The organism is Neisseria sp. Dent CA1/247 (assembly GCF_022870825.1).
Lineage (GTDB): Bacteria > Pseudomonadota > Gammaproteobacteria > Burkholderiales > Neisseriaceae > Neisseria > Neisseria zoodegmatis.
In genome coordinates this window covers 2454215-2477879 of the sequence record NZ_CP091522.1, presented here as the reverse complement: position 1 = coordinate 2477879, position 23665 = coordinate 2454215, and the positions used below count along the sequence as shown (strand labels likewise).

Sequence of the window (23665 nt, the reverse complement as noted above, 5' to 3'; positions counted from 1 at the left end):
GTGTGTCCTGTGTTTTGTGTTCGGGCTGCGGCGGCCGGTGTTTTTCAGACGGCCTCTGTCGGGTTGTTTTAATGGCCGCAGCGTGATTCGCGCAAGGGTTATTCTTGATTGTCGCGCAGGGCGTAAACCGCGCCGAGATTGCGCCACGCGCCCGCTGCGTCCATGCCGTAGCCGAAAACGTAGCGGTCGGGTACGTTGATGCCGATGTAGTCGGCGGCGATCGGTTTTTCTTTGGCGATCAGTTTGTTGGCGAAAACGGCGGTGGAGCAGGAAGCAGCGCCCAATTCCAACACTTGTTGTTTGATGGCGGCCATGGTGTGGCCCTCATCGAGAATGTCGTCGAGAATCAGCACATGGCGGCCGGCCACGCTTTCTTGCGGTGCGCGCAACCAGTTGAAATTGCCGCCTTTGAGCTTGTCGCCATAGCGGGAAACGTGCACATAGTCGAAATCCAGCGGAAAGTGCAGCAGCGGCAGCAGCTGGCCGGTAAAGACCACGGCGCCGCCCATCACGGGCAGAATCAGCGGGTATTTGTCGCCCAAATCTTCGGTGATTTCTCCGGCCAGGCGCAAGAGTTCGCGGCGGCAGGCGTCTTCGCCGAACAGGATTTCGGCATTGTCGAGCATGGATTGTGTGTGCAGGCGTTTGGTTTCGATGTCCATAAAATCAGTCTGATGGGTAAGTCATAAAAACCGTATTATATAGTAAGCCTTGAAAAAGCTCCCGAAATTACTGAAAGCTATCGTGCGTGCGGCAAGGGTGTTCCGGCATAGTGAAGGGCGGAATATTTGACTATAATGCGATGCTTCTTTTCAGATTTTTTCAGACGGCCTCTCACATTCATGCAAGACCCCTACCTCCATTTAGAAGACCTCGATAATGAGGCCACGCAGCAATTCGCTGCCGAAGCCCACGCACAAACCCAAGCCGAGTTTGCCGGCGGCGAAGCCTTTTCGCACACCGTTGCCGAGATTGTTAAGCAGCTGCAAGACCCGCGCCAGATTGCGTTTTGCCAAGAACACCGCGCCCGCATGTATCACTTCCACCAAGACGACGAATACCCCAAGGGCGTTTATCAGGTGTGTACGGCGGCGTCTTACCGCTCCGGCTATCCCGATTGGCACAACCTCTTTTCCGTGGCCGATTTCGACGATATTCTCAGCGACGACGTATATCTCGGCGGCGTGTCGCATTATGTCGAAAAGCCCAATATGGTGTTGCTGAACTTGAGCAGGGCAGGCGGCGATGCAGCTTACACGCTCGAATTTGATTTGGACACCGGCAAAATCGTCGAAGGCGGTTTCCACTTTCCTGCCGGCAAAAACCACATCTCGTGGCGCGATGAAAACAGCGTATGGGTTTGCCCCGCGTGGGACGAACGCCAAACCACTCAAGCGGGTTATCCGCGCGAAGTATGGTTGGTAGAACGCGGCCAAAGCTTTGAGGAAAGCACACCCGTTTACCGCATGGATTCAGACGGCATGATGGTCAGCGCATGGCGTTACCTCGATGCCCAAGGCACGCCGATCGACTTAATCGAATCTTCAGACGGCTTCTATACCAAAACCTATCTGCAAGTTACCACCGACGGCGAAACCCTGCCGCTGAACCTGCCAGCCGACTGCGAACTTTCCGGCTATCTCGCCGGACAGCTCTTGCTGCACTTGCGCAGCGAGTGGAAGCGCGCCAACCAAAGCTATCCCGCCGGCAGCTTGGTGGCGGTGAAACTCAACAAAGGCACGCTCGGCGCGGCGCAACTGCTGTTCGCGCCAAACGAAACACAAGCGCTGGAAAGTGTTGAAACCACCAAACGTTTCGTTGTCGCCAGCCTGCTCGACAACGTATCAGGCCGTCTGAAAGCATGGCGTTTTTCAGACGGCCTCTGGCACGAAGTCACCCTGCCCAATCTGCCGCAAGGCGCGTTGGAATTGTCCGACCAGCCGTGGGGCGGCGACGTTATCTATATAGCGACCAGCGATTTCACCACCCCGCTGACCCTGTTTGCACTCGACCTCAACGTGATGGAACTCGTCGTCGTGCGCCGTCAGCCCGTGCAGTTTAAGGCCGACGGCATCCAAGTGCGCCAATTCCACGCCCAATCCGCCGACGGCACCCGCATACCTTATTACCATGTCGGCAAAAACAGCACGCCGGATACGCCCACCATCGTTTATGTGTACGGCGGCTTTGCCGTGCCCGAACTGCCGCACTACATGGGCACCATCGGCAAATACTGGCTCGAGCGCGGCAACGCATTCGTGCTGGCCAACGTGCGCGGCGGCGGCGAGTTCGGCCCAAGCTGGCATCAGGCCGCGCAAGGCACAAACAAACACAAAAGCGTGGACGACCTGATCGCCGTGGTTCGCGACTTGAGCGCCCGTTCACTCAGCTCGCCGCCGCACATCGGCTTGCAGGGCGGTAGCAACGGCGGCCTGATTGTCGCCTCCGCCTTCGTGCGCGAACCGAGCCTGTTTGGCGCCATGGTGTGCGAAATGCCGCTGACCGACATGCTGCGCTATCCCTATTTGTCTGCCGGTTCAAGCTGGGTTGATGAATACGGCCACCCCGAAGACCCGGCTTTTCAGACGGCCTTATCGCAGTTGTCGCCCTATCACAACCTTTCAGACGGCCCCACTTACCCGCCCGCACTGATTACCACCAGCCTCAGCGACGACCGCGTCCATCCCGCCCATGCCCTCAAGTTTTACGCCAAACTCAAACAAAACGGCGCATCCGCATGGCTGTATGCAGGCGGTTCCGGCGGGCATACCGGCAATACCACGCAAGAAGAATCCGTTACCGAATTTGCCGGCATCCTCGCCTTCCTAAACCGCCACATCGGCACAGAACAAAAGGCAGAGAAAAAGCAAGAGGCCGTCTGAAAACAACGGTTTCGCAACAAACGTCCCATGCAGGCGGCACAACGCAAACAGCGCCCGAAATAACAGCGCATCATAGCGCCGTTTTCCCGCTTGCTTAGGCTAAATGAATGATATTAAAAGGAAACCAAAAGGCTCTTGTGATTCAAAATAAGCCTATGCTAATATGCCGCCTAACACTATGCAGTTGAAACCACCTTTCAAAGCCTGCATTTTTCGATAGAAAACTCTAAAAGTATTCGGTACAATCCGACCGAGTGTAATTTTTTTCAAAACCGCCGTAAGGCATATAAGGACCGACCGACATGTCAAACATTGAACAACAAGTTAAGAAAATTGTTGCCGAACAACTGGGCGTTAACGAAGCCGAAGTAAAAAACGAATCTTCTTTCCAAGACGATCTGGGTGCAGACTCTCTGGACACCGTTGAGCTGGTAATGGCTTTGGAAGAAGCTTTCGGCTGCGAAATCCCCGACGAAGAAGCCGAAAAAATCACTACCGTGCAATTGGCTATCGACTACATCCAATCACACAACGCCTAATCCTGATTGCGCTGTGTACACAACGAATCAGCCTCTGCTGCGGCTTTGCCTGCCAACAGAGGCTTTTTGCCTTATCAGACTTTTATAACCTTTATAAACACGGTTTCAGACGGCCTGCCGCCATTCGCCATATCGTGCATTGAGTATGGCTTCAACATGAGCGCGGAAGGTGTCTAACCCCATAATAGCGAGAACATTATGAGTCAGCGAAGAGTCGTCATCACAGGTTTGGGGCAGGTATCGCCCGTGGGCAACGACATTGCCACAGCCTGGAGCAACCTCTTGGCCGGGAAAAGCGGTATCGGCACCATTACCCGTTTCGACGCATCCGATATCAGCTGCCAAATTGCAGGCGAAGTAAAAGGCTTCGACATCGGCGAAATCATCAGCCCCAAAGAAGCCCGCCGCATGGACGTATTTATTCACTACGGCATCGCCGCCGCCTTGCAGGCCATTGCCGATTCGGGTTTGGACGATGTTGAAAACCTCGATAAAGACCGCATCGGCGTGAACATCGGTTCGGGCATCGGCGGCCTGCCCAGCATCGAAGCCACCGGTAAAAGCGTCATGGAAACCGGCGCGCGCAAAATCAACCCCTTCTTTATCCCCGGTTCGCTGATCAACCTGATTGCCGGACACGTTACCATTCTCAAAGGCTACCGCGGCCCGAGCTACGGCATGGTTTCCGCCTGTACCACCGGTGCGCACTCCATCGGCGATTCAGCCCGCATGATTAAATACGGCGATGCAGACGTGATGATTGCCGGCGGTGCCGAAGGCGCGGTTTGTACGCTCGGTATGGGCGGTTTCGCAGCCATGAAAGCACTCTCCACCCGCAACGACGATCCCGCCACCGCTTCACGCCCGTGGGATAAAGGCCGCGACGGTTTCGTGATGGGCGAAGGTGCAGGTATTTTGGTGTTGGAAGAATTGGAGCACGCTAAAAAACGCGGTGCCAAAATCTATGCCGAGCTGGTCGGTTTCGGTATGAGTTCCGACGCTTACCACATTACCGCTCCCAATGTCGAAGGCCCCGCGCTGGCCGTAACCCGTGCGTTGAAAGATTCCGGTTTGAACCCAACCGACGTTGATTATGTGAACGCCCACGGCACTTCTACTCCGTTGGGCGATGCCAATGAAACCAATGCTTTGAAACTGGCTTTGGGCGATCATGCCTACAAAGTGGTGGTAAACTCCACCAAGTCGATGACCGGCCATTTGCTGGGCGCGGCAGGCGGTGTGGAAGCGGTGTACAGCGTATTGGCCGTACACAACCAAAAATCTCCGCCGACCATCAATATTTTCGAGCAAGATGTTGAATCAGGCTGTGATTTGGATTACTGCGCCAACGAAGCCCGCGATCTGAAAATCGACGTGGCGATTTCCAACTCGTTCGGTTTCGGGGGAACCAACGGTACTTTGGTCTTCAAGAAATTCACAGGCTAAAAACTGTTACCACGCACTCAGGCCGTCTGGAAATCATTTCAGACGGCCTGAGTGCTTGATAAAGCTGGCCGCAATGCTGAAATTTTCTTACTCAAAGCCAAACCGTAGGGGCGGATTGTATATCCGCCTTATGCTTGGAAACGCGAAAATGTTATTTTGATCACATCCAAATTTACGCATCCCAATAAAACAAGCCGTCAAAATCCCAAAAAACATGACTGAACCCCAGCTGCGGGCGGATATATAATCCGCCCGCAGCTACAAAATCTGCCGGACGTAAAGTGTTGTTACAAAACCCACGAAATTCGCTTTCGGACGGCTTCAAACTTATTCGGGCTTTTACCTGAATGGTGCAAGAATTTCAGGCCGTCTGAAAACTGTTCTGGCTTTTCAGACGGCCTGCTTTCGTGTCAACGCTCTATCCAACCGGCAGCCAATGCCCATTCGGTGGCTTGATAGTATTTGGGATGCCGTTCGGGAACTTTGAAACGGCTGCGGTAAACCACGCGGTGGCGGTCGGTGTACCAATTGGGCACGATGATGTATTGGTGGCGCATCACGCGGTCGAGTGCGCGGGAGGCGGCCACGAGTTCGGCGCGGCTTTCGAAGTGTTCGAAATGTTTTAATAAGGCCTCTACGGCGGGATGGCAGACGCCTGCCCAGTTGTGGCTGCCTTTGGTTTGGGCGGCGGCGCAGCTGAAATAGTTGGCTTGTTCGTTGCCGGGGCTTTCGCTGTTGGCGTAAACCACGATGGTCATGTCGAAATCAAAATCGTTCACGCGCTTTTGAAATACAGACGGGTCGGCCAAGCGCACGTTCATGCGGATGCCGATTTTGGCCAAGTAGCGCTGCCATTTGGCGGTAATGCGTTCGTAGGTTTTGCCGGGGGAGAGAAATTCGATTACCAGCGGCTTGCCTTGAGCGTCTTTCAATACGCCTTGATGGTAGCGGTAGCCTGCTTTTTCCAACAGTGCGCGGGCTTTGAGCAGGTTGGGGCGCACGCCTAATACGGGGTCGGTAACCGGAGGTTGGGGCACGTTTTGGTCGAATACTGCGGCGGGCAGGTGCGGGCGCACTTTTTCCAGCAGGGCGAGTTCTGTGCCTTCGGGTTTGCCGCGGGCGGCGGTTTCGCCGTTGGTAAAGAAGCTGTTGCTGCGGCGGTATGCGCCGTAAAACATGCGTGCGTTAACGCTTTCAAAGTCGAAACTTTCTATCAGCGCGCGCCGCACGAGGATGTTGTCGAAAGGTTTGCGGCGCTGATTCATCACGAAACCCTGCATGCCGGCGGTGTTGTTCTGCTTCCACTCGTGCTTGTTCAGGTTGCGTTTGTTTAAGACGGCATCGGAATAGCCGCGTGCCCAGTTGCGGGCGATGTTTTCCTGCATGAAGTCGTATTGGCCGCCTTTGATGCCTTCGAGCCGCACGCTTTCGTCTTTGTAGTATTTGAAGCGCACGGTATCGAAGTTGTACATGCCTTTGCGCGTGGGCAGGTTTTGCGCCCAGTAGTTTTTGTCGCGCACAAATTCGCTTAAGCGGCCGTTTTCGGTTTTGCCGATGCGGTAGGGGCCGGAGCCGATGGGCGGGGTGTTGGGGGCGGCGGCCAATCCTTTGGGATAGCTTTTGTGCGAAAACACGGGCAGCTGGCCTAAAATCAGATGCAGTTCGGCGTTGCGCTTTTTGAAGCGGAACACTGCGGTGCGGGCTTCAGGCGTTTCTACGCGCGCGACATCTGCCCAGTAGAATTTATACAGCGGTGCGGCGGCGGGGTCTTTGACCAATGTGTGAAACGACGCGGCCACATCTTTGGCCAGTACGGGGTCGCCGTTGTGGAAGCGGGCTTTGGGGTGGAGTTTGAAGGTAACGGAGAGGCCGTCTGAAGCGAGCGATACGTCTTCCGCCAGCAGTCCGTACATGGCGAAGGGTTCGTCCATGCCTTTTTCCAGCAGGGTGTCGAGCGTGAGCGTGGCGATGCCGGATTCGTGGTCGCCTTTGAGCGTAAACGGGTTGAGCGTGTCGAAGCCGCCCGGCAGAGGCAGCGTGAGCGTGCCGCCTTTGGGTGCGTTGGGGTTGACGTAGTGAAACGATTGGAAACCGGCGGGGTGCAGCACGGGTTGCCCCAAAGCCAAACCGTGTGCGGCGGAAACGTAGGCGGCGGGCAACAGCAGCAGGAGGGCGGAGAGGGTTTTCATGGTCGGATAGGTGTGGGATTGGGTGGGCGTTATTGTATAGGAAATAATGGGGTTGAGGCCGTCTGAAAAACCGAGCAGGGTATTTTCAGACGGCCTCAACCTTTGATTCGTATGACGGAACGGGGAAGCGGCAGGGCGGGCGTTTGTATGATTCGGCGGATAGGTGCGGCCTGCATTCGTTTTACAAGCGCGGGCTGTAATTTGTTACACTTAGTGCAATTTGTTTTCCGGCCGTTTCTCCATGCTGACTTATACTCCGCCCGAATCCCGCCCGTCTGCGGCTTCCCGTGAAAAACCGTGGCTGTTGCTGCTGTTGGCTTTTGCGTGGCTGTGGCCGGGCATTTTTTCGCGTGATTTGTGGAACCCTGCCGAGCCGGCGGTGTTTACTGCTGTCGAAGCGTTTGCCGACGGCGGCAAAACTTGGCTGCCCGAGGTGCTGGGCAAACCTTATTTCGAGATTTCGCCCGTGTATATTTGGGTGTCGGCATGGTTTCAAAAACTGCTCTCGCCGCATGTGGCCGATGCTTATTCCGCTTCGCGCTTCGCCAGCGTGCTGTTTACCGTAGTCGGGCTGGTGTGCTGCGGCAAGGCGGGGTTCCGCTTTTTAGGCCGCCATCAGGGGCGCAGCGTGGCGTTGATTTTGATCGGCTGCGCCGGTTTGGTAACGATGGCGCATTTTCTCGGCGGCTATTCGGTGGTGTTTGCCGCGCTCAGTATGTGTTTGTACGGCTTTGCGTTGGTGCAGACGCGCGTGATTATGGCGTCGCTGCTGCTCGGCGGCGGTTGGGCGTTGCTGTTTACTTCGGCCGGTTTGCTGCTGCCTGCGTCCTTGATGCTGTTGGCACTGGCTCTGCCGGTTAGCCCGTTGTGGCGGTTTAAGCGTTATTACCTCACGCTGGTCGGTGCGTTTTGTTTCGGTTTACCGCTGATGCTGGTGTATCCGTTTGCCTTGTTGAAAACCGAGGCCGCTGTGTTTCAGTTGTGGACAAGCCAATATCTGTTTGGGGCGTTTGGCGGAATCGGGCATTTTCAGACGGCCTTTTCGTTGCCGTATTTTCTGAAGAACCTGCTGTGGTTTGCCTTTCCGGCGTGGCCTTTGGCGGTGTGGACGGCAACGCGCACCAAGCTGGCTTCGGAAAAGTGGGGCGTGCTTGCTTCGGCGTGGCTGGCGGTGATGCTGGTGCTGCTGACCCTCAATCCGCACCGCAATGCCAACCATCTGATTTGGCTGTTGCCGCCGCTGGCTCTGCTCGGCGCGGCGCGGTTGGACAGTTTGCGGCGCGGCGCGGTGGCGTTTATCAACTGGTTCGGCATCATGGCGTTCGGCCTGTTTGCCGTGTTTTTGTGGATAGGCTTTTTTGCCATGAACTACGGCTGGCCGGCAAAACTGGCCGAGCGTTCGCAATATTTCAGCCCGTATTACACGCCGGATATCGACATCATGCCGATGGTGGTGGCTATTTTGTTTACGCCCGTGTGGCTGTGGGCGATTACCCGCCGCCATATCCGCGGCCGCCAAGCCGTAACCAACTGGGCGGCGGGAGTAACGCTGGTGTGGGCGCTGATGATGACGCTGTTTCTGCCGTGGTTTGACGCCGCCAAAAGCCATGCGCCGGTGGTACGCCAGATGGAAGCCGTGCTGCCTGCGGGTTTGGCGCAGTCGGTGGCCGACGGCAGCCAATGTATCGGCGTGGACGGTAGCGCCGAAACTGCCCGTATCGTGTGGCGCCAATACGGCAAGCTGCCGCTGCAAACCGATAATTCAAACTGCCGCTTCCGCTTGGTACAGCAGCCCAAAGGCAGCGCCGCACCTGCCGGTTGGAGCTTAATTTGGGAAGGTGCGCGACCGCGTAATAAGCACGAAGGTTTTGCGTTGCTCCAAAAAGCAGAATAGCAATTAAGGCGGAGTTGTTGAACGTTGAGGCCGTCTGAAAAACACTTAAATCAGTTTTTCAGACGGCCTCAATTGTTTTTCATGCCCGTAGATTCGGTTTCAGACGGCCTCAAGTGAAATTGCCTGTGCATAAAGCATGGTTTATCCGCTTGTTGCTCCAACAAAAAACACCCCGAACCATTGAGGCTCAGGGTGTTTTGAATCGCCATGCAGCAGGGCATTACAGCGAATAATACATTTCAAATTCCAGCGGATGCGGCGCCATGCGGATGCGTTTGACGTCTTCCGATTTGAACGCGATGTAGCTGTCGATCCAGTCTTTGCTGAATACGCCGCCGCGCAACAGGAATTCGTGGTCGGCTTTCAGCGCGTCCAAAGCCTCTTCGAGCGAAGCGCAGACGGTCGGCACCAATGCGTCTTCTTCGGGCGGCAGGTCGTAGAGGTTTTTATCGGCAGGGTCGCCCGGATGAATTTTGTTTTGAATACCGTCCAAACCTGCCATCAGCAAGGCGGCGAAGCACAAGTAGGGATTGGCGGTCGGGTCGGGGAAGCGGGCTTCGATGCGGCGGGCTTTGCTGCTGTTTACCGACGGAATGCGGATGGAGGCCGAACGGTTTTTGGCCGAGTAAGCCAGCTTGGTCGGCGCTTCGAAGTGCGGCACCAAACGCTTGTACGAGTTGGTGGAAGGGTTGGTAATCGCATTCAGGGCTTTGGCGTGTTTGATGATGCCGCCGATGTAATACAGGGCGGTGTCGGACAAGCCGGCATAGCCGTCGCCCGCAAACAGGTTTTGGCCGTCTTTCCAAATCGATTGGTGGACGTGCATGCCGCTGCCGTTGTCGCCCATCAGGGGTTTGGGCATAAACGTGGCGGTTTTGCCGAAATTGTGGGCAACGTTGAGAATCACGTATTTCATGTCTTGCGTCCAGTCGGCGCGTTTCAGCAGGGTGTTGAATTTGGTGCCGATTTCCATTTGCGTGCCGGTGCCGACTTCGCTGTGATGCACTTCAACGGGAATGCCGATTTCTTCGAGTACGTTTACCATGGCGGAACGAAGGTCTTGGCCGGCATCCACAGGTGCTAAGGGTGCATAGCCGCCTTTGACAAACGGGCGGTGGCCGGTGTTTTGGCCGTCGAGATGCTTGCCGCTGCTCCACGCGCCGCTTTCGGAGGTGATTTCAAAACGTGCTTTGTGCATGTGGGTTTCGAATGCAATGCCGTCGAACACGAAAAATTCAGGCTCGGGGCCGAAAAACGCGGTGTCGCCGATGCCGGAAGATTTCAGGTAGGCTTCGGCGCGGCGGGCGATGGAGCGCGGGTCGCGGTCGTAGCCTTGGCCGTTGGCGGGGTCGATAACGTCGCAGGTCAGAACGAGGGTGGCGTCGTCGTAGAAGGGGTCGATGTAGGCGGTGGAAGCGTCGGGGCGCAGCTGCATGTCGGAAGCCTGAATGCCTTTCCAGCCGCCGATAGACGATCCGTCGAAGGCTTGGCCGTTTTCAAACCATTCTTCGGGGTCGTCCAAAACGACATGCGAGGGAATGGTGGAGTGGTGTTGTTTGCCTTTGGTATCGGTAAAGCGCAAATCAACGAAACGTATTTCGTTTTCTTCAATCAGTTTGACAACATCTTTGACAGACATAAAAAGCTCCTGCTGGGAAATGGGGAAGATGAACAGATGGAAATTCGGGTCTATTGTGCCATAAGCGGCCTGAAAAAGGCGGCGGGCGGCTAAAATAAATTACAGCGGTTTTCAGACGGCCTGATTGGTGTTTGCGGCGGCGGTGTGATGCGGTGGCCGGCCAAGGGTTTTGTGGTAAATGTTTTGGTCGTACCGCATGTTTCCTATCAGTTCGGCCTCGGTATCGCGCCGCAGCCATATAAAGCCCAAGCGTTCGGCCAAGGCGGTGCTGGCTTTGTTGTGTGAGGCGATTTTTAAAACGAAGGTATCAAGCAAATGGGAAAAAGCATCCATCAAGGCCGCCACGCTTCGGCAGGCAATCCCTCGGCCTTGATGCGCGGGACTGAGCCAGTAACCCAATACGGCGGTTTTATTATGCCAATCAATATCGGGATGGAAGCCGACTGTGCCTGCCGCCGCCCCATCGACCTCAATTACCCATACTGCCGCGCGTTTCTGCCGGCGGTGGTTTTCACATTCCAATGCAAACTGTTGTGCATCTTCGGGTGTCCGGTTAAAACGCACCCAGTGCAGAAAGGGCGATAAATCGTTGCGGTATCGGTCTATAACCTTAAACAAATCTTCGGCATAAGCTGTTTGATGCGGTTTTAAAACAATATCGTTTGATACTTGAATCTCTTGGCTAAGCGGCATTTTATTTTCCCGTGCTACGGTTTCAAGCGGTTCCGGTTAGGCAGGTATTTTAAGGCAAATTGTTAACAATCTTCAACAGTCATGTAGATTTGCGTTGCGGATGTGGTTAACCGGAGCTGATGCAGTAACCACTATTTTTTAAGCTATAATAGCCACCATTTCAGATTTCAAAACAGCGTTCTATAAATATAAAGATGATGACCAAGCCCCGTTATGCCGTGTTCGGCAACCCGATTGCACACAGCAAATCACCGCAAATCCACCGGCAGTTTGCCGCGCAGGAAGGCGTGCAGATTGAATACGAACGCATTTTGGCCGAGCCGGGCGCGTTTGCCGAGGCGGCGGCGCGTTTTTTTGCCGAAGGCGGGCAGGGCGCGAATGTGACCGTGCCGTTCAAAACCGATGCCTATGATTGGGTGGACGAGCATTCCGAGCGGGCGCAGGCGGCGGGGGCGGTGAATACGATTATTCCGCTGGGCGGCGGGCGTTTCCGCGGCGACAATACCGACGGCGCAGGCTTGGTGAACGATATTCTTCAGGCGCAGGGCGTGGAGATTGCGGGCAAACGGATTCTGATTTTGGGCGCAGGCGGTGCCGTGCGCGGCGTGATTCCCGTGTTGCTGGCACAACAGCCCGCCGCCGTTACCGTTGCCAACCGCACACCGGCCAAAGCGGAAGAGTTGGCGGCGCGTTTCGGTATTCAGACGGCCTCGTTGGATGCTTTGCCGCATCATCACTTCGATATCGTTATCAACGGTACGTCGGGCGGTTTGAGCGGCAGCATTCCCGATGTAGAAGCGGGCGTGTTTGGCGCGTGCGGGCTGGCTTACGATATGGTGTACGGCGAAGGTGCGCAGGCTTTTCTGGATTTCGCCCGCCGTTCGGGTGCAAAGAAAACGGCAGACGGCTTGGGCATGTTGGTGGGGCAGGCCGCGTGTGCTTATGCTTTGTGGCGCGGTTTCGAGCCGGACATCAAACCCGTTATCCGATATATGAAAGAGGCCGTCTGAAATGATTAAATGGCTGATTGCGCTGCCTTTTGCCGCGTTTATTCTGTTTAACGCCTATGTGTACGGCAACATCATTACCTACCGTGCCGTGGCGCCGCACAAAACCGCGTTTATGAGCATGCGCATGAGCGATTTTCGTGATGCGGGAAAAGACGTAACGCTCGATTACCGCTGGGTGCCTTACGATAAAATTTCCATCAACCTCAAAAAAGCGCTGATTGCCTCGGAAGACGCCAAGTTTGCCGCCCACGGCGGTTTCGACTGGAGCGGCATCCGCAACGCCATCAAACGCAACCAGCGCAGCGGCCGAATCCGCGGCGGCGGTTCGACCATCAGTCAGCAATTAGCTAAGAACCTGTTTTTAAACGAGAGCCGCAGCTATTGGCGCAAGGCGGAAGAGGCGGCGATTACGGCGATGATGGAAGCCACCACCGACAAAGACCGTATTTTCGAGCTGTATTTGAACTCCATCGAATGGGGCTACGGCATTTTCGGGGCGGAAGCCGCGTCGCAGCATTTTTATAAGAAACCGGCAGCCAAACTAACCAAGCAGCAGGCCGCGCAACTGGCCGCCCGCGTGCCGCGCCCGCTGTATTACGCCGAAAACCCGCGCGACAGAGCCTTGCGTGCGAAGACGAATATCATTTTACGGCGCATGGGTTCGGCGGAATTGCCGGACACGGAGTGAGGGCGGATTAGCTTGCTCTTATAACCAATCAACTTCAGAAAAAGTACACGCGTCATACTCGGGTTAAGCTCGAAAAAAATGAGTCAGGCCGTCTGAAATATTTTTCAGACGGCCTGATGTGTTATGGCGGCTGCGGCTGCTTGGCTTAATGATTGAGCTTGGCAATCACGCCGGCCAGCGATTTTTGCCAATCCGGTGCGTTGATGTTGAGTTCGTGGCGGATTTTGTTGCAGTCGAGCACGCTGTATTCGGGGCGGAACGGCGGCTCGGAGCTATCGACCGTGTTGCCTTTCAATGCGGGGGCGGTAAAGCCGGGGCGGACGGCTGAGGCCGTCTGAAGAATCTGTTCGGCAAATTCCAAACGGTTGACGGGGCTGCTGCCGCAGTAGTGGTACACGCCGCGGGGGAAGACGGGTTTGTCGAGCAGGGTAATCATGGCTTGCGCCAAATCGCCTGCGTAGGTGGGGCAGCCGGTTTGGTCGTTGACGACGGTGATTTCGTTGTGCGAGGCGGCAAGGTTGAGGATGGTTTTCACGAAATTGCTGCCGTATTCGCTGAACACCCATGCGGTGCGGATGATCAGGCTGTCGGGGTTGGCGGCCAGCGCCAAGCATTCGCCGGAGAGCTTGGATTTGCCGTATGTGCCGGTGGGGTCGGGCGGGGCGGTTTCGGTGTAGGGGGTTTTGCTTTTGCCGTCGAAAACGTAATCGGTGGAAATGTGGAGGAAGCGCGCTTTAACGGCGCGGGCGGCAGCGGCAAGGTTGTGGACGGCGCTGCCGTTGACGGCGAAAGCTTTGGCACGTTCGTTTTCGGCTTTTTCAACGGCGGTGTAGGCGGCGGCGTTGACCACGGCGTCGGGTTGGAAGCTCTTTACCATGTTCATCACGGCTTGGGCGTCGGTAATGTCGAGCGTGGCGGAGTCGGCGGCAATCAGCTCCCAGTTTTCGGGGAGGCGGTCTTTGAAGCAGCGGCCGAGTTGGCCTTTGGAGCCGGTAAGCAGAATTCTCATGTAAACAGTTCCTTTGAAGTTTTTCTTTGTTATGGCCGAAGGCTGTGCCGGTGCGGTGCGCCGGCAGTAGCGGTAGGATAAGGCTGGATTATTATAAACAACTGGAGACCTTTGCAAAACCCTCATCTGCGGCGCATTTCTGCGTTGTGCGCTGCCCGCTCGTTTGCCTATCGTGTGATATGTCTGCACTCACTGCGCTGCTACGCCTTGAACTGCATCCACATTTGGAGGTTTTGCAAAGGTCTCAACTGTTGTGCCGTCTGAAAGGGTGAAAAGCGGCGGGGCGGGCTTGCGGCGGTGTTTCGGTGCGGAACGGGCTGAATGTAATGAATTGTAATTTTACGGTAAGCGCGGGGAAATAATGCTGATGCCGTTTGTCTTAAGTTTACGTTTGGCAGAAAGGGTTTTGGTTATACTGTCGGGCGAGTTTCAGACGGCATGTTATTTTGCCTTTTCTTTTGGGGTTGAGGCCGTCTGAAAGCGATGTTGACGATTAATCACGGAGTAATCTTATGTTGAAAAAATGGCTGGCCGTTTTGGCTGTATTCACTTCCCTGTTTTCCCTGAGCGGCTGCGGCTACAACACGATGCAGACGCAAGACGAGGCGGCCAATGCGGCTTGGTCTGAGGTGCTCAACCAATATCAGCGCCGCGCCGATTTGATTCCGAATCTGGTCAATACGGTGAAAGGCTACGCCAAGCACGAGGAAAAAGTGCTGACCGAAGTGACCGAGGCGCGCAGCAAAGTCGGCAGCATCCAAATGACGGCGGAAGATGCCACCAATGAGGAAAAGATGAAGCAATACGCCCAAGCGCAAGGCGAGTTGAGCAGCGCGTTGTCGCGTTTGCTGGTGGTGTCTGAAAATTATCCGCAGCTGAAAGCCGACCAAAACTTCCGCGATTTGCAGGCGCAGCTGGAAGGCACTGAAAACCGCGTCACTTTGGCGCGCAACAACTACATCAAATCGGTGCAAACCTACAATACGACTTTGCGCCAGTTCCCTCAAAACATCACGGCGATGATTTTCGGTATGAAAGCGCGTCCGCAATTTACGGTTGAAAACGAAAAAGCGGTTTCTACTTCGCCGAAAGTTGAGTTTTAAGCGCTTGGGTAATGATTCAGACGGCCTCTGTTGGAGTGTGGGGCCGTCTGAAATGTCATTGCCGCCTGTGTTTTGATGTTGGCGGAAAACGATGCTGAAAACCCTGTTGCTGTTTGTGGCTACGGCTTTGACGGAAATTGTCGGCTGCTACCTGCCTTATGTGTGGCTGCGGCAAAACGGTTCGCCGTGGCTTTTGCTGCCCGCCGCGATGAGTTTGGCGGTGTTTGCTTGGCTGCTGACGCTGCACCCGACCGCCAGCGGCAGGGTGTATGCGGCTTACGGCGGCGTGTATATCAGCATGGCGCTGCTGTGGCTGTGGGCGGTGGACGGCGTGAAACCGCACATCACCGACTGGATCGGCGTGGCTTTGTGCCTGTGCGGTATGGCGGTAATTATGGCGGGCGCGCGGCAGTAGCTTGGTTTGCGTCTGCCGTGTTTTCAGACGGCCTATAGCAAATAAACTTTATTTCTGCTACGGCGTTGCTGCGCCTTAGCTCAAAGAGAACGATTTTGTAAGCCGCTGCAGCGGCAACAGAATCGGTTCCGTACTTCTTGTACTGTCCGCGGCTTGCTGCCTTGTATCAAAAATAAGTTTATTTGCTATACAGCATAAGATGAGGCCGTCTGAAAATCTGAAATCTGTTTCGTAAAGAGGAATTCCATGCAATCTGCACTACAACGCTTGGGCGTGTTTTTGGCGATGATGCTGGCGAGCGTGTGGCTGTTTGCCGCCGAGCTGGCGCCCGTGCCTGCGCTCATCGCGCCGGTTACCGATACGGCGGGCATGATGAAGCCGGAAGCGCGGGAGCAGCTTAATCAGCATCTGCTGCAATACAGCCGCGAAAAAGGCAGCCAGATTATGGTGCTGACCGTGCCGACGATCGAACCGGAAACGCCGTTTGACTACGCCGCCCGCGTGATGGAAGCGTGGCAGCCCGGCCGTAAAGACGTGAGCGACGGCGTGCTGCTGCTGCTCGTGCGCGACGAACGCAAAACCCATCTTGCCGTGGGGCGCGGTTTGGAAGGCGCAATCCCCGATGTGTACGCCAAGCGTATTTTGGAAGACGTATTGCGCCCGTATTTACGCACGGGGCAAACCGATGAAGGTATCGTGGCGGCGGTGGTGCAGGTGGAAAAACTGATTGCGGGCGAAGGTTTGCCCGCAGTCGAGCCGACTTCTTCTTATGATGAGGAAGGCGACGGCGGCTGGATGTTGCCATTCATTTTCCCGGTTTTTGTTTTGGCCGGAGTGTTGTGTAATGTGCTGCTGGGCAGGGCTTTAGGCAGCTTGGCGATAGGCGGGCTGGTATTTGTGGCCGGTTTGATATTGGGCTGGGGATTGGTAGTCAGTATTTTGGCGGGGCTGTTCGGCGTGTTGATAGCTTTTGTACGGGGCAGTAACGCATTTATTTCCGGTGGCGGAGGCCGGGGCGGAGGCGGTTTCGGTGGAGGCGGTTTCGGCGGCGGCTCGGGCGGTTGGAGCAGCGGCGGAGGCGGATTCAGCGGTGGCGGCGGCAGCTTCGGCGGCGGCGGTGCGTCGGGAGGATGGTAATGGAACAAAATAAATTCAAACGCTTATGGCAGCATTGGTTGCACCCGCGCTTCCGAGTGGAGCAGCATTTGCCTACCGTCGATTTGCAGCGTATCAGCCGCGACATCGGCGTGTCGGAGCAAAACCACTGCGGGCAGATACGTTTTGTGGTGGAGTCCCGTTATCCGAGCGCGGCGGTATTGCGCGGCTTGGATACCCGCACCCGCGCATGGCAGTGGTTCGGCGAATTGGGCGTGTGGAATACGGAAATGAACAGCGGCGTGCTGGTGTATATCTCGTTTGCCGACCACGCCGTCGAGATTGTTGCCGACCGCGGCATTGCGGCCAAAGTGAGCGAACAAGACTGGCAGCACGTTTGCCAAACCATGCGCGAAGCGTTTCGTGAGGGCGCGTTTGTGGCGGGCTTGGAAAGCGGTTTGCGCGAAGTGAACGCGATTTTGACCGAACACCTGCCGCGTACCGATAAGTGCGACGGCGACAACGAATTGCCGGACGATGTGGTGTTGAGATAACAGCATTGAATATATGGCGTACCTTGAAGTGTGAGGCCGTCTGAAAAATAAAAAGGGCAGAATAATCTGCCCTTTTTATTTGGATGCTGACAAGCATCATTCGTAAGTGTTAAGCGGAATATTATGCGCCCAAGAACCAGAATTTGGCTGCCCAAGCCACGGCAACAATCCATACCATCGGCGGCACTTCTTTGGTACGGTTACACAGCAGTTTGATCACCGCATAGCTGATAAAGCCCATGGCGATACCGTCGGCAATCGAGTAAGTGAAGGGCATGAAGGCGATGGTGATGAACGCGGGAGCCGATTCGGTGATGTCGTGCCACTCGATTTCAATCACGCTGCGCATCATCTGTACGCCGATGTAGAGCAGGGCGGGGGCGGTGGCGAAAGCAGGCACGGTTTTGGCCAGCGGCGAGAACCACAAGCAGGCCAGCATCAATACGCCTACGGTAATGGCGGTCAAACCGGTGCGGCCGCCCGCCGATACGCCCGACGCGCTTTCGATATAAGGCGTGGTGGAAGAAGTGCCCAACGCCGCGCCCGCTACGATGGCGGTGGAGTCGGCAAACAGGGCTTTTTTCAGGCGCGGCAGTTTGCCGTCCACCAGCAGGCCGGCGCGGTGTGAAACGCCTACCAGCGTGCCGGTACTGTCGAACAGGTCCACCAAGAAAAAGACGAAAATCACCGCAATCAGGCTGCCGTTAAACAGACCGTTGAAATCCATCTGCATGAAAGTCGGGGCGATGCTGGGAATCGGATCGACAATGCCTTGAAACTCGGTCAGCCCCAGCATGATGGAAATCACGGTAACGGAGAAGATACTGATGATGATGGCACCGCGCACGCGGAAGTAATCCAGCACGATAATCAGGAAAAAGCCCAGCAAGGCCAGCAATACCGGCCAGTTGGGCAGTTTGACGCCGTTATCCATCACATACAGTTCGCCCATTTTCACCAAAGTGGCTTCGCTGGCCACGATAATGCCCGAGCCTTTGAGGGCAATCAGCGCCAAAAACATGCCGATACCCGCCGCAATCGCCATTTTCAGGCTCATCGGCAAGGCGTTTACCAGCATTTCACGCAGTTTCAGAAAGCTGAACAAAATGAAGATGATGCCCGATACAAACACGGCGGCCAGCGCAACCTGCCACGGCACGCCCATACCTTTGACTACCGAAAAGGTGAAATAGGCGTTCAAGCCCATGCCCGGCGCCAGTGCAATCGGGTAGTTTGCCAACGCGCCCATAATGAAGCAGCCGATGGCGGCGGAAATACAGGTAGCCACAAACACCGCGCCGAAATCCATGCCCGTAATCGAGAGGATGCTCGGGTTGACGATGACGATGTAGCACATGGTTAGGAAGGTGGTAAAACCGGCGATGATCTCGGTGCGTACATTGGTACCGTGTTCGCTTAATTTAAACACGCGCTCCAAGAAGCTGACTTGAGAGGTATTCATAATGTATTTTTGAGTTAAAGAAAGTAAAATGAGCGCACATTATAGCCGATTCGCCGAGGGCTTGAACAAACTTTGCGTGCAAATTGTTGACGATAGTGCCTCAAAAACATCAGGCCGAGACCTTTGCAAAACTCCCATCTGCGGCGCATTTCTGCGTTGTGCGCTGCCCGCTCGTTTGCCTATCTGTGTGATATGTCTGCACCCGCTGCGCTGCTACGCCTTGAACTGCATCCACATCTGAGGGTTTTGCAAAGGTTTCAGGCCGTCTGAAAATTTTCAGACGGCCTGATGTTAGGGAAAAGCCCATATCATATATGTAGATACACAGCTTGCAGTTAGGCTTCGCTGTGTGCCGTGGCATCAAACTCGGCCAGCGTAATATCCAGCGTTTCCAAGCAGGGTTCCATCAAGTCGGCCACTGCCACGTTAACATGGTCTTTGTTGAGCGCAGTGGGGCGGTACACAAACAGCTTGAACAAATCTTTCAATTCGATGGCTTCGGCTTTGGTTTTCAGCACCCATCCCTGCTTGCCTTGATAAACATAGCCGTGGCGCGCCAGCTTTTCGAGCAGCTCGCCCAATTCGTCGTAACCCATATTGATAGACGGGCGGATATCCTGCACCTTCAAAGCACCGCCTTCTTTTTGAGCCTCGTTGAGCAGCAGCAGGATTTTCAGCACGTCGTCGAAACGGCCGCGCGCATCCACGCCGCGGCGGAACGCCTCGCCGTGCCAGTAGGATAAAGATGCCGTCAGCACCGCGCCGGACAACACCAGCATCCACAAAAGATTCAGCCACAGCAGGAAGAAAGGAATCGCGGCAAATGCGCCGTAAATCAAGGTATAGCCGTTAAACGTGCTGATGTACCACGCAAAGCCGTAGCGGGCGGCTTCGAGCAGCACCGCCGTGATGGCCGCGCCGATTAAGGCATGGCGGGCGGGTACGAAGCGGTTGGGCACGAGGCGGTAAAGCAGCCACAGCAAAAACATGCTGAACAGCACCGAAGCCGTAACGCGCACCACGCCGGAAAGGAAAGAAAAATCCGATTTAAACAGATTGTATTGCAGCATCGCCGACCACAACGAACCGCCGATACCCAAAGCCAAAGGCCCCAGCGTCAGCAAAGCCCAATACACCAAAAACTGCATCACCAGCGGCCTTTGCGTGTTTACGCGCCAGATGCGGTTGAAGGTTTGGTCGATGGTTTGAATCAGCATCAGCGACGTTACGCCCAGCATAATCACACCGATCACCGTGAGCTGGCTCGCCTTTTGCTTAAATTCGTTCATGTACTCAAACACCGTGTCCACACCTTGCGGCACCACGGTTTGATTGACGAAGTTCACAAAAGAAGCCGAAAGGCTGTCGAACATCGGAAAGGCCGAAACCACGGCCAAAGTAACGGTCAGCACCGGCACCAGCGCCAGCAGCGTCGTAAACGTGAGGCTTGCAGACACCTGCGGCACGCGTATTTCGTTGAAGCGTTTCAGCACAAACAGGGCAAAACCGCCCAAACGCGATTCACGCACGGCTTGCAACCACGGCAAATTAAGCATACTCTTCTCTCATTTTTGATGAAACCGCATTGTAACGGAAAGCATCTATGAACCCAAATCCCTTAAAAATACTGGTTTTGTATTATTCGCAGCACGGCGGCACCCAAAACCTCGCCCGCCAAATCGTGCGCGGCGTCGAGAGCGTGCCCGGTTGCGAAGCCGTATTGCGCACCGTGCCTAAAGTTTCCACCGTGTGCGAAGCGGTGGAAAAAGACGTGCCCGACAGCGGCGCGCCGTATGTGAGCGCCGAAGATTTGAAAAACTGCGCCGGCTTGGCCTTGGGCAGCCCCACCCGTTTCGGCAATATGGCCGCCGCCGTGAAATATTTTCTCGACGGCACCGTTCCGCAATGGCTGGGCGGCGAATTGATCGGCAAACCCGCCACCGTGTTCACCAGCACCTCAAGCATGCACGGCGGGCAAGAATCGACCCTGCTCACCATGATGCTGCCGCTTCTGCATCACGGCATGGTTATCAGCGGCGTGCCGTACAGCGAAACCGCACTCGGCAGCACCCAAACCGGCGGCACGCCCTACGGCGCATCGCATGTGGCCGGACAAGACGGCAAACCCGCCTTGAGCCGCGACGAGCAGCAGATTGCTTTCACACAAGGCAAACGGTTGGCCGAATTGGCGGTTAAACTGGCGCAAGCGTAAATCGAGGCCGTCTGAACATTGAGGCCGTCTGAACATTGAGGCCGTCTGAAACGAGCTTGTGAGCTTCGCTAAAACCCGCTTCACGGGTTCCGCCAAAGCCATCGGCGCGACCCGCATCCCTATTTTGAGAAACAACAGGAGAAAAACATGTCTGTTTTACCGAGCAAACCCGCGTTGGAAACCGCATTGAGCCACCGTTCCATCCGTAAATTCACCGGCGAACCCATCGCCCCCGAAATGCTGGAGGCCGTGCTCAAAGCGGGTCAGGCCGCTTCCACTTCGAGCTTTATGCAGCCCGTACACATCGTGCGCGTTACCGACCCCGAGTTGCGCAAACAGCTGCGTGCGGTCGGTGCCAACCAGCACTATATTGAAACCTGCGCCGAGTTTTTGGTGTTCTGCATCGACTTTGCCAAACACAAAAAAATCGCCGGCGACGCGCAAACCGATTGGACGGAAATGACGCTGATGGGCGCGATTGATGCGGGCATTATGGCGCAAAACGTGCTGTTAACCGCCGAATCGCTGGGCTTGGGCGGCGTATATATCGGCTGCCTGCGCGACGACATCAACGCCACCGACCGCATTTTGAACCTGCCCGATAATGTTGTGCCGCTCTTCGGCATGTGCTTGGGCCATCCAGCACAAGACCCGATTATGCGCCCGCGTATGCCGCTGCCCTGTGTGGTATCGGAAAACGGCTACACGCCGCTGGACGGCGACACTTACGCCGAATACGACAAAGTGGTGGGCGATTACTACCAACGCCGCAGCAATCTGGATTTGGACTTCACCAAACAAGTCCGCGCTACTTTGTGCAAAGAAGTGCGCCCCGACATTTTGCCGTTCCTGCAACGCAAAGGCTTGGCGAAGCGTTAAGGTTTGAGGCCGTCTGAAAGCGAATTTATGAGCTTCGCCAAAGCGAGCTTGTGAGCTTCGCTAAAACCCGGTGGGGCGTATCCCGCCGGTTTTTTTATCAGTAAGCTGCGCGAATCTTGATATCAATCTTGAAACGCAATCAGCAATAAACCAAGAGGCCGTCTGAAAAAAGTTTCAGACGGCCTCTTGGTTTAGTGCTTTGAATCAGGCACCGTAGTTCGGCTGCAACAACGCACATTGCGGGCGTTCGCGGCGGCTGCGGCGGTTGCGCCCGGCGATTTTGCCGCAGGCGGCGCCGGGGTCGTTGTGGCGGTCGGACTGGCGTTCGCTGCGGCCTTCGCGCTGGCGGGATTCGCGCGGGGCGCGTTCGCCGCGTTCGCTGCGCTCGGCACGTTCGCGCGGCGGGCGGCCTGAAGCGGCGGGCTGTGCGGCGGCTTGGGCGTCGTTGCCCCACCAGCTTGGCTCGAAGCCTTCGATGCGTTCGATTTCGATGTTGTTGCCGGTCAGCTCTTTAATGGCTTCAAACATTTTCTGTTCTTGCTCATCCATCAGCGAGATGGCGACGCCGTCGGCGCCGGCACGTCCGGTACGGCCGATGCGGTGGACGTAGTCTTCGGGCTGGGTCGGCAGTTCGTAGTTGATCACGAACGGCAACTCGGCAATGTCGAGGCCGCGGGCGGCTACGTCGGTGGCGACGAGTACGCGCAACGAGCCTTCTTTAAAGGCGTTGAGGGTTTCGAGGCGGGTTTGCTGCGATTTGTCGCCGTGGATGGCTTGGGCGGCAATGTTGCGGCGTTGCAGGTCGCGGGTTACTTGATCGACGCTTTGTTTGGTTTTGCAGAACACGATGACTTGGTTCATGCTCAGGTCGACAATCAGGCGCTCGAGCAGGTTGCGTTTGTGCATGGTGTCGACGGCGATAACGTGCTGCTCGACGTTGGCGTTGGTGGCGTTTTGGGCGGCCACTTCCACCTGCTCGGGGCTGTTCATGAAGTCTTGCGCCAGCTTGCGGATGGGCGGGGAGAAGGTGGCGGAAAACAGCAGGGTTTGGCGCTGCTTGGGCAGCATCTGCATGATTTTGCGGATGTCGTCGATAAAGCCCATGTCGAGCATACGGTCGGCTTCGTCGAGCACGACGATTTCGACTTTGCTGAAGTTGATATTTTTCTGTTTCACATGGTCGAGCAGGCGGCCTACGGTGGCGACGACGATTTCGCAGCCGGCACGCAGGTCGTTGGTTTGCGCGTCCATGTTCACACCGCCGAAGAGTACGGTGTGGCGCAGCGGCAGGTTTTTGATATAGCCGCGCACGTTTTGGTCGATTTGGTCGGCCAATTCACGGGTGGGGGTCAGCACCAGCATGCGCACGGGGTGCATGGCGGGGGAAGTGCTGGGGGTGGCGTAGCGTTTCAGCCGCTCGAGGCTGGGCAGCATGAAGGCGGCGGTTTTGCCTGTGCCGGTTTGGGCGGCGGCAAGAAGGTCGTGGCCGGCCAAGGCTTTGGGAATGGCGGCGGCTTGGATGGGGGTGGGCGTTTCGTAGCCCTGTTCGGTCAGGGCGGAAACGATTTCGCTGCCTAAGCCGAGTGATGAGAAAGTCGGGTTCATGGTTTTGTACTTTTGCTTTCGTTTCAGACGGCCTGTTTTGTTAAAAGACTGTGTTGGGGCCGTCTGAAAATAGGGTTAATACGCTTGGGGTAGCGGTATGTTTTGATTAAGACTGGTGGAAACCGGCGCCAAATCAGCGTGATGGGTTTGCGGCGTTTGGTTTCACTATGGGCAGGCGGTTTGCGCTTGCCTGCCGAGGGAAAAACGGGTGCTTATTATGCCATAAATTGCCGGGGCTTTCAGACGGCCTCTATGTGGTTTGGGGGCTTTTTTTGTCAGCGCTGTCTGTGGTGTGCGGGCTGTGTTTTTGGGTTTGGGGTTAAGGTATGAGGCCGTCTGAAAGGTTTGGTT

21 protein-coding genes and 1 pseudogene are annotated in these 23665 nt (G+C 55.8%); 14 read left to right on the top strand and 8 right to left on the bottom strand.

Translation table 11 applies throughout. From position 1 onward, the window contains the following. Nucleotides 1-98: 98 nt before the first annotated feature. Complete coding sequence (locus tag LVJ85_RS12105; protein WP_115134282.1) at nt 99-662, bottom strand: hypoxanthine-guanine phosphoribosyltransferase; 564 nt, start codon at nt 660-662, stop codon at nt 99-101. A 180-nt stretch (nt 663-842) separates the two neighbouring features. On the opposite strand from LVJ85_RS12105, the gene LVJ85_RS12100 reads away from it, so the two are divergent. The 3 genes from LVJ85_RS12100 to fabF all read left to right on the top strand — a co-directional run bounded on the left by LVJ85_RS12100 (nt 843) and on the right by fabF (nt 4867). After that, nucleotides 843-2882 (top strand): prolyl oligopeptidase family protein, encoded by a 2040-nt coding sequence (locus tag LVJ85_RS12100; RefSeq protein WP_244740038.1) that lies wholly within the window; start codon nt 843-845, stop codon nt 2880-2882. A 302-nt stretch (nt 2883-3184) separates the two neighbouring features. Then, nucleotides 3185-3421 carry an acyl carrier protein gene (acpP, locus tag LVJ85_RS12095; RefSeq protein ID WP_115134284.1) on the top strand — a complete coding sequence of 79 codons (237 nt, stop codon included), beginning with the start codon at nt 3185-3187 and terminating at the stop codon, nt 3419-3421. A gap of 198 nt (nt 3422-3619) precedes the next feature. Continuing rightward, a complete protein-coding gene (gene fabF, locus LVJ85_RS12090; RefSeq protein ID WP_244740037.1) occupies nt 3620-4867 on the top strand; it encodes a beta-ketoacyl-ACP synthase II in 1248 nt (415 codons plus the stop codon). 410 nt (nt 4868-5277) lie between these two features. Here the strand turns inward: fabF and LVJ85_RS12085 are convergent, their stop codons facing one another. Beyond that, nucleotides 5278-7056 (bottom strand): extracellular solute-binding protein, encoded by a 1779-nt coding sequence (locus LVJ85_RS12085; RefSeq protein ID WP_244743219.1) that lies wholly within the window; start codon nt 7054-7056, stop codon nt 5278-5280. Between the two features lie 241 nt (nt 7057-7297). On the opposite strand from LVJ85_RS12085, the gene LVJ85_RS12080 reads away from it, so the two are divergent. Further along, complete coding sequence (locus tag LVJ85_RS12080) at nt 7298-8950, top strand: glycosyltransferase family 39 protein (RefSeq protein WP_244740036.1); 1653 nt, start codon at nt 7298-7300, stop codon at nt 8948-8950. A gap of 220 nt (nt 8951-9170) precedes the next feature. On the opposite strand, the gene glnA is transcribed toward LVJ85_RS12080, so the two are convergent. Both glnA and LVJ85_RS12070 read right to left on the bottom strand, forming a co-directional pair. Next, complete coding sequence (gene glnA / locus LVJ85_RS12075) at nt 9171-10589, bottom strand: type I glutamate--ammonia ligase (protein WP_244740034.1); 1419 nt, start codon at nt 10587-10589, stop codon at nt 9171-9173. Between the two features lie 111 nt (nt 10590-10700). Beyond that, nucleotides 10701-11282: a GNAT family N-acetyltransferase gene (locus LVJ85_RS12070; protein WP_244740032.1), complete on the bottom strand. Its 582-nt coding sequence runs from the start codon at nt 11280-11282 to the stop codon at nt 10701-10703. 194 nt (nt 11283-11476) lie between these two features. Here LVJ85_RS12070 and aroE point away from each other — a divergent pair, with 194 nt between their 5' ends. Continuing rightward, nucleotides 11477-12292 carry a shikimate dehydrogenase gene (gene aroE, locus LVJ85_RS12065; RefSeq protein WP_244740031.1) on the top strand — a complete coding sequence of 272 codons (816 nt, stop codon included), beginning with the start codon at nt 11477-11479 and terminating at the stop codon, nt 12290-12292. Nucleotide 12293: 1 nt separating this feature from the next. Further along, nucleotides 12294-12980 carry a monofunctional biosynthetic peptidoglycan transglycosylase gene (mtgA, locus tag LVJ85_RS12060; protein WP_244740030.1) on the top strand — a complete coding sequence of 229 codons (687 nt, stop codon included), beginning with the start codon at nt 12294-12296 and terminating at the stop codon, nt 12978-12980. A 145-nt stretch (nt 12981-13125) separates the two neighbouring features. Here mtgA and rfbD read toward each other — a convergent pair whose 3' ends face one another. Continuing rightward, a complete protein-coding gene (gene rfbD, locus LVJ85_RS12055; RefSeq protein WP_244740028.1) occupies nt 13126-13989 on the bottom strand; it encodes a dTDP-4-dehydrorhamnose reductase in 864 nt (287 codons plus the stop codon). Between the two features lie 111 nt (nt 13990-14100). On the opposite strand from rfbD, the pseudogene LVJ85_RS12050 reads away from it, so the two are divergent. The 5 genes and pseudogenes from LVJ85_RS12050 to LVJ85_RS12030 all read left to right on the top strand — a co-directional run bounded on the left by LVJ85_RS12050 (nt 14101) and on the right by LVJ85_RS12030 (nt 17156). Further along, nucleotides 14101-14261 (top strand): annotated as a pseudogene (locus tag LVJ85_RS12050) (lipoprotein signal peptidase). 240 nt (nt 14262-14501) lie between these two features. Further along, complete coding sequence (locus tag LVJ85_RS12045) at nt 14502-15092, top strand: LemA family protein (RefSeq protein WP_085357673.1); 591 nt, start codon at nt 14502-14504, stop codon at nt 15090-15092. Nucleotides 15093-15183: 91 nt separating this feature from the next. Beyond that, nucleotides 15184-15507, top strand: a complete 324-nt coding sequence (locus tag LVJ85_RS12040; RefSeq protein WP_244740026.1) for a YnfA family protein — start codon at nt 15184-15186, stop codon at nt 15505-15507. 246 nt (nt 15508-15753) lie between these two features. Beyond that, nucleotides 15754-16644: a YgcG family protein gene (locus LVJ85_RS12035; protein WP_244740025.1), complete on the top strand. Its 891-nt coding sequence runs from the start codon at nt 15754-15756 to the stop codon at nt 16642-16644. Further along, nucleotides 16644-17156, top strand: coding sequence for a TPM domain-containing protein (locus tag LVJ85_RS12030; RefSeq protein WP_244740023.1), 513 nt, complete (start codon nt 16644-16646; stop codon nt 17154-17156). The genes LVJ85_RS12035 and LVJ85_RS12030 overlap by 1 nt, the downstream gene beginning before the upstream one ends. A gap of 121 nt (nt 17157-17277) precedes the next feature. On the opposite strand, the gene LVJ85_RS12025 is transcribed toward LVJ85_RS12030, so the two are convergent. Beyond that, on the bottom strand, nt 17278-18618 hold the full coding sequence (locus LVJ85_RS12025; RefSeq protein ID WP_244740022.1) for an NCS2 family permease: 1341 nt from the start codon (nt 18616-18618) through the stop codon (nt 17278-17280). A gap of 108 nt (nt 18619-18726) precedes the next feature. Here LVJ85_RS12025 and LVJ85_RS12020 point away from each other — a divergent pair, with 108 nt between their 5' ends. Beyond that, a complete protein-coding gene (locus LVJ85_RS12020; RefSeq protein ID WP_244743217.1) occupies nt 18727-18888 on the top strand; it encodes a lipoprotein signal peptidase in 162 nt (53 codons plus the stop codon). A 65-nt stretch (nt 18889-18953) separates the two neighbouring features. On the opposite strand, the gene LVJ85_RS12015 is transcribed toward LVJ85_RS12020, so the two are convergent. After that, the gene (locus tag LVJ85_RS12015; protein WP_244740020.1) at nt 18954-20174 is read right to left on the bottom strand and encodes a YihY family inner membrane protein; all 1221 of its coding nucleotides are present in this window, start codon (nt 20172-20174) and stop codon (nt 18954-18956) included. Between the two features lie 47 nt (nt 20175-20221). On the opposite strand from LVJ85_RS12015, the gene wrbA reads away from it, so the two are divergent. Next, a complete protein-coding gene (gene wrbA, locus LVJ85_RS12010; RefSeq protein ID WP_244740018.1) occupies nt 20222-20830 on the top strand; it encodes an NAD(P)H:quinone oxidoreductase in 609 nt (202 codons plus the stop codon). A gap of 147 nt (nt 20831-20977) precedes the next feature. Further along, complete coding sequence (nfsA, locus tag LVJ85_RS12005) at nt 20978-21709, top strand: oxygen-insensitive NADPH nitroreductase (RefSeq protein WP_244740017.1); 732 nt, start codon at nt 20978-20980, stop codon at nt 21707-21709. A gap of 204 nt (nt 21710-21913) precedes the next feature. Here the strand turns inward: nfsA and LVJ85_RS12000 are convergent, their stop codons facing one another. Next, the gene (locus LVJ85_RS12000) at nt 21914-23314 is read right to left on the bottom strand and encodes a DEAD/DEAH box helicase (RefSeq protein WP_244740016.1); all 1401 of its coding nucleotides are present in this window, start codon (nt 23312-23314) and stop codon (nt 21914-21916) included. Nucleotides 23315-23665: the final 351 nt, after the last annotated feature.

What these genes read in the sequence shown, in the direction of transcription:
- LVJ85_RS12105 (WP_115134282.1), bottom strand. Translation starts at nt 662, where the DNA reads ATGGACATCGAAACCAAACGCCTGCACACACAATCCATGCTCGACAAT.
- LVJ85_RS12100 (WP_244740038.1), top strand. Translation starts at nt 843, where the DNA reads ATGCAAGACCCCTACCTCCATTTAGAAGACCTCGATAATGAGGCCACG.
- acpP (WP_115134284.1), top strand. Translation starts at nt 3,185, where the DNA reads ATGTCAAACATTGAACAACAAGTTAAGAAAATTGTTGCCGAACAACTG.
- fabF (WP_244740037.1), top strand. Translation starts at nt 3,620, where the DNA reads ATGAGTCAGCGAAGAGTCGTCATCACAGGTTTGGGGCAGGTATCGCCC.
- LVJ85_RS12085 (WP_244743219.1), bottom strand. Translation starts at nt 7,056, where the DNA reads ATGAAAACCCTCTCCGCCCTCCTGCTGCTGTTGCCCGCCGCCTACGTT.
- LVJ85_RS12080 (WP_244740036.1), top strand. Translation starts at nt 7,298, where the DNA reads ATGCTGACTTATACTCCGCCCGAATCCCGCCCGTCTGCGGCTTCCCGT.
- glnA (WP_244740034.1), bottom strand. Translation starts at nt 10,589, where the DNA reads ATGTCTGTCAAAGATGTTGTCAAACTGATTGAAGAAAACGAAATACGT.
- LVJ85_RS12070 (WP_244740032.1), bottom strand. Translation starts at nt 11,282, where the DNA reads ATGCCGCTTAGCCAAGAGATTCAAGTATCAAACGATATTGTTTTAAAA.
- aroE (WP_244740031.1), top strand. Translation starts at nt 11,477, where the DNA reads ATGATGACCAAGCCCCGTTATGCCGTGTTCGGCAACCCGATTGCACAC.
- mtgA (WP_244740030.1), top strand. Translation starts at nt 12,294, where the DNA reads ATGATTAAATGGCTGATTGCGCTGCCTTTTGCCGCGTTTATTCTGTTT.
- rfbD (WP_244740028.1), bottom strand. Translation starts at nt 13,989, where the DNA reads ATGAGAATTCTGCTTACCGGCTCCAAAGGCCAACTCGGCCGCTGCTTC.
- LVJ85_RS12045 (WP_085357673.1), top strand. Translation starts at nt 14,502, where the DNA reads ATGTTGAAAAAATGGCTGGCCGTTTTGGCTGTATTCACTTCCCTGTTT.
- LVJ85_RS12040 (WP_244740026.1), top strand. Translation starts at nt 15,184, where the DNA reads ATGCTGAAAACCCTGTTGCTGTTTGTGGCTACGGCTTTGACGGAAATT.
- LVJ85_RS12035 (WP_244740025.1), top strand. Translation starts at nt 15,754, where the DNA reads ATGCAATCTGCACTACAACGCTTGGGCGTGTTTTTGGCGATGATGCTG.
- LVJ85_RS12030 (WP_244740023.1), top strand. Translation starts at nt 16,644, where the DNA reads ATGGAACAAAATAAATTCAAACGCTTATGGCAGCATTGGTTGCACCCG.
- LVJ85_RS12025 (WP_244740022.1), bottom strand. Translation starts at nt 18,618, where the DNA reads ATGAATACCTCTCAAGTCAGCTTCTTGGAGCGCGTGTTTAAATTAAGC.
- LVJ85_RS12015 (WP_244740020.1), bottom strand. Translation starts at nt 20,174, where the DNA reads ATGCTTAATTTGCCGTGGTTGCAAGCCGTGCGTGAATCGCGTTTGGGC.
- wrbA (WP_244740018.1), top strand. Translation starts at nt 20,222, where the DNA reads ATGAACCCAAATCCCTTAAAAATACTGGTTTTGTATTATTCGCAGCAC.
- nfsA (WP_244740017.1), top strand. Translation starts at nt 20,978, where the DNA reads ATGTCTGTTTTACCGAGCAAACCCGCGTTGGAAACCGCATTGAGCCAC.
- LVJ85_RS12000 (WP_244740016.1), bottom strand. Translation starts at nt 23,314, where the DNA reads ATGAACCCGACTTTCTCATCACTCGGCTTAGGCAGCGAAATCGTTTCC.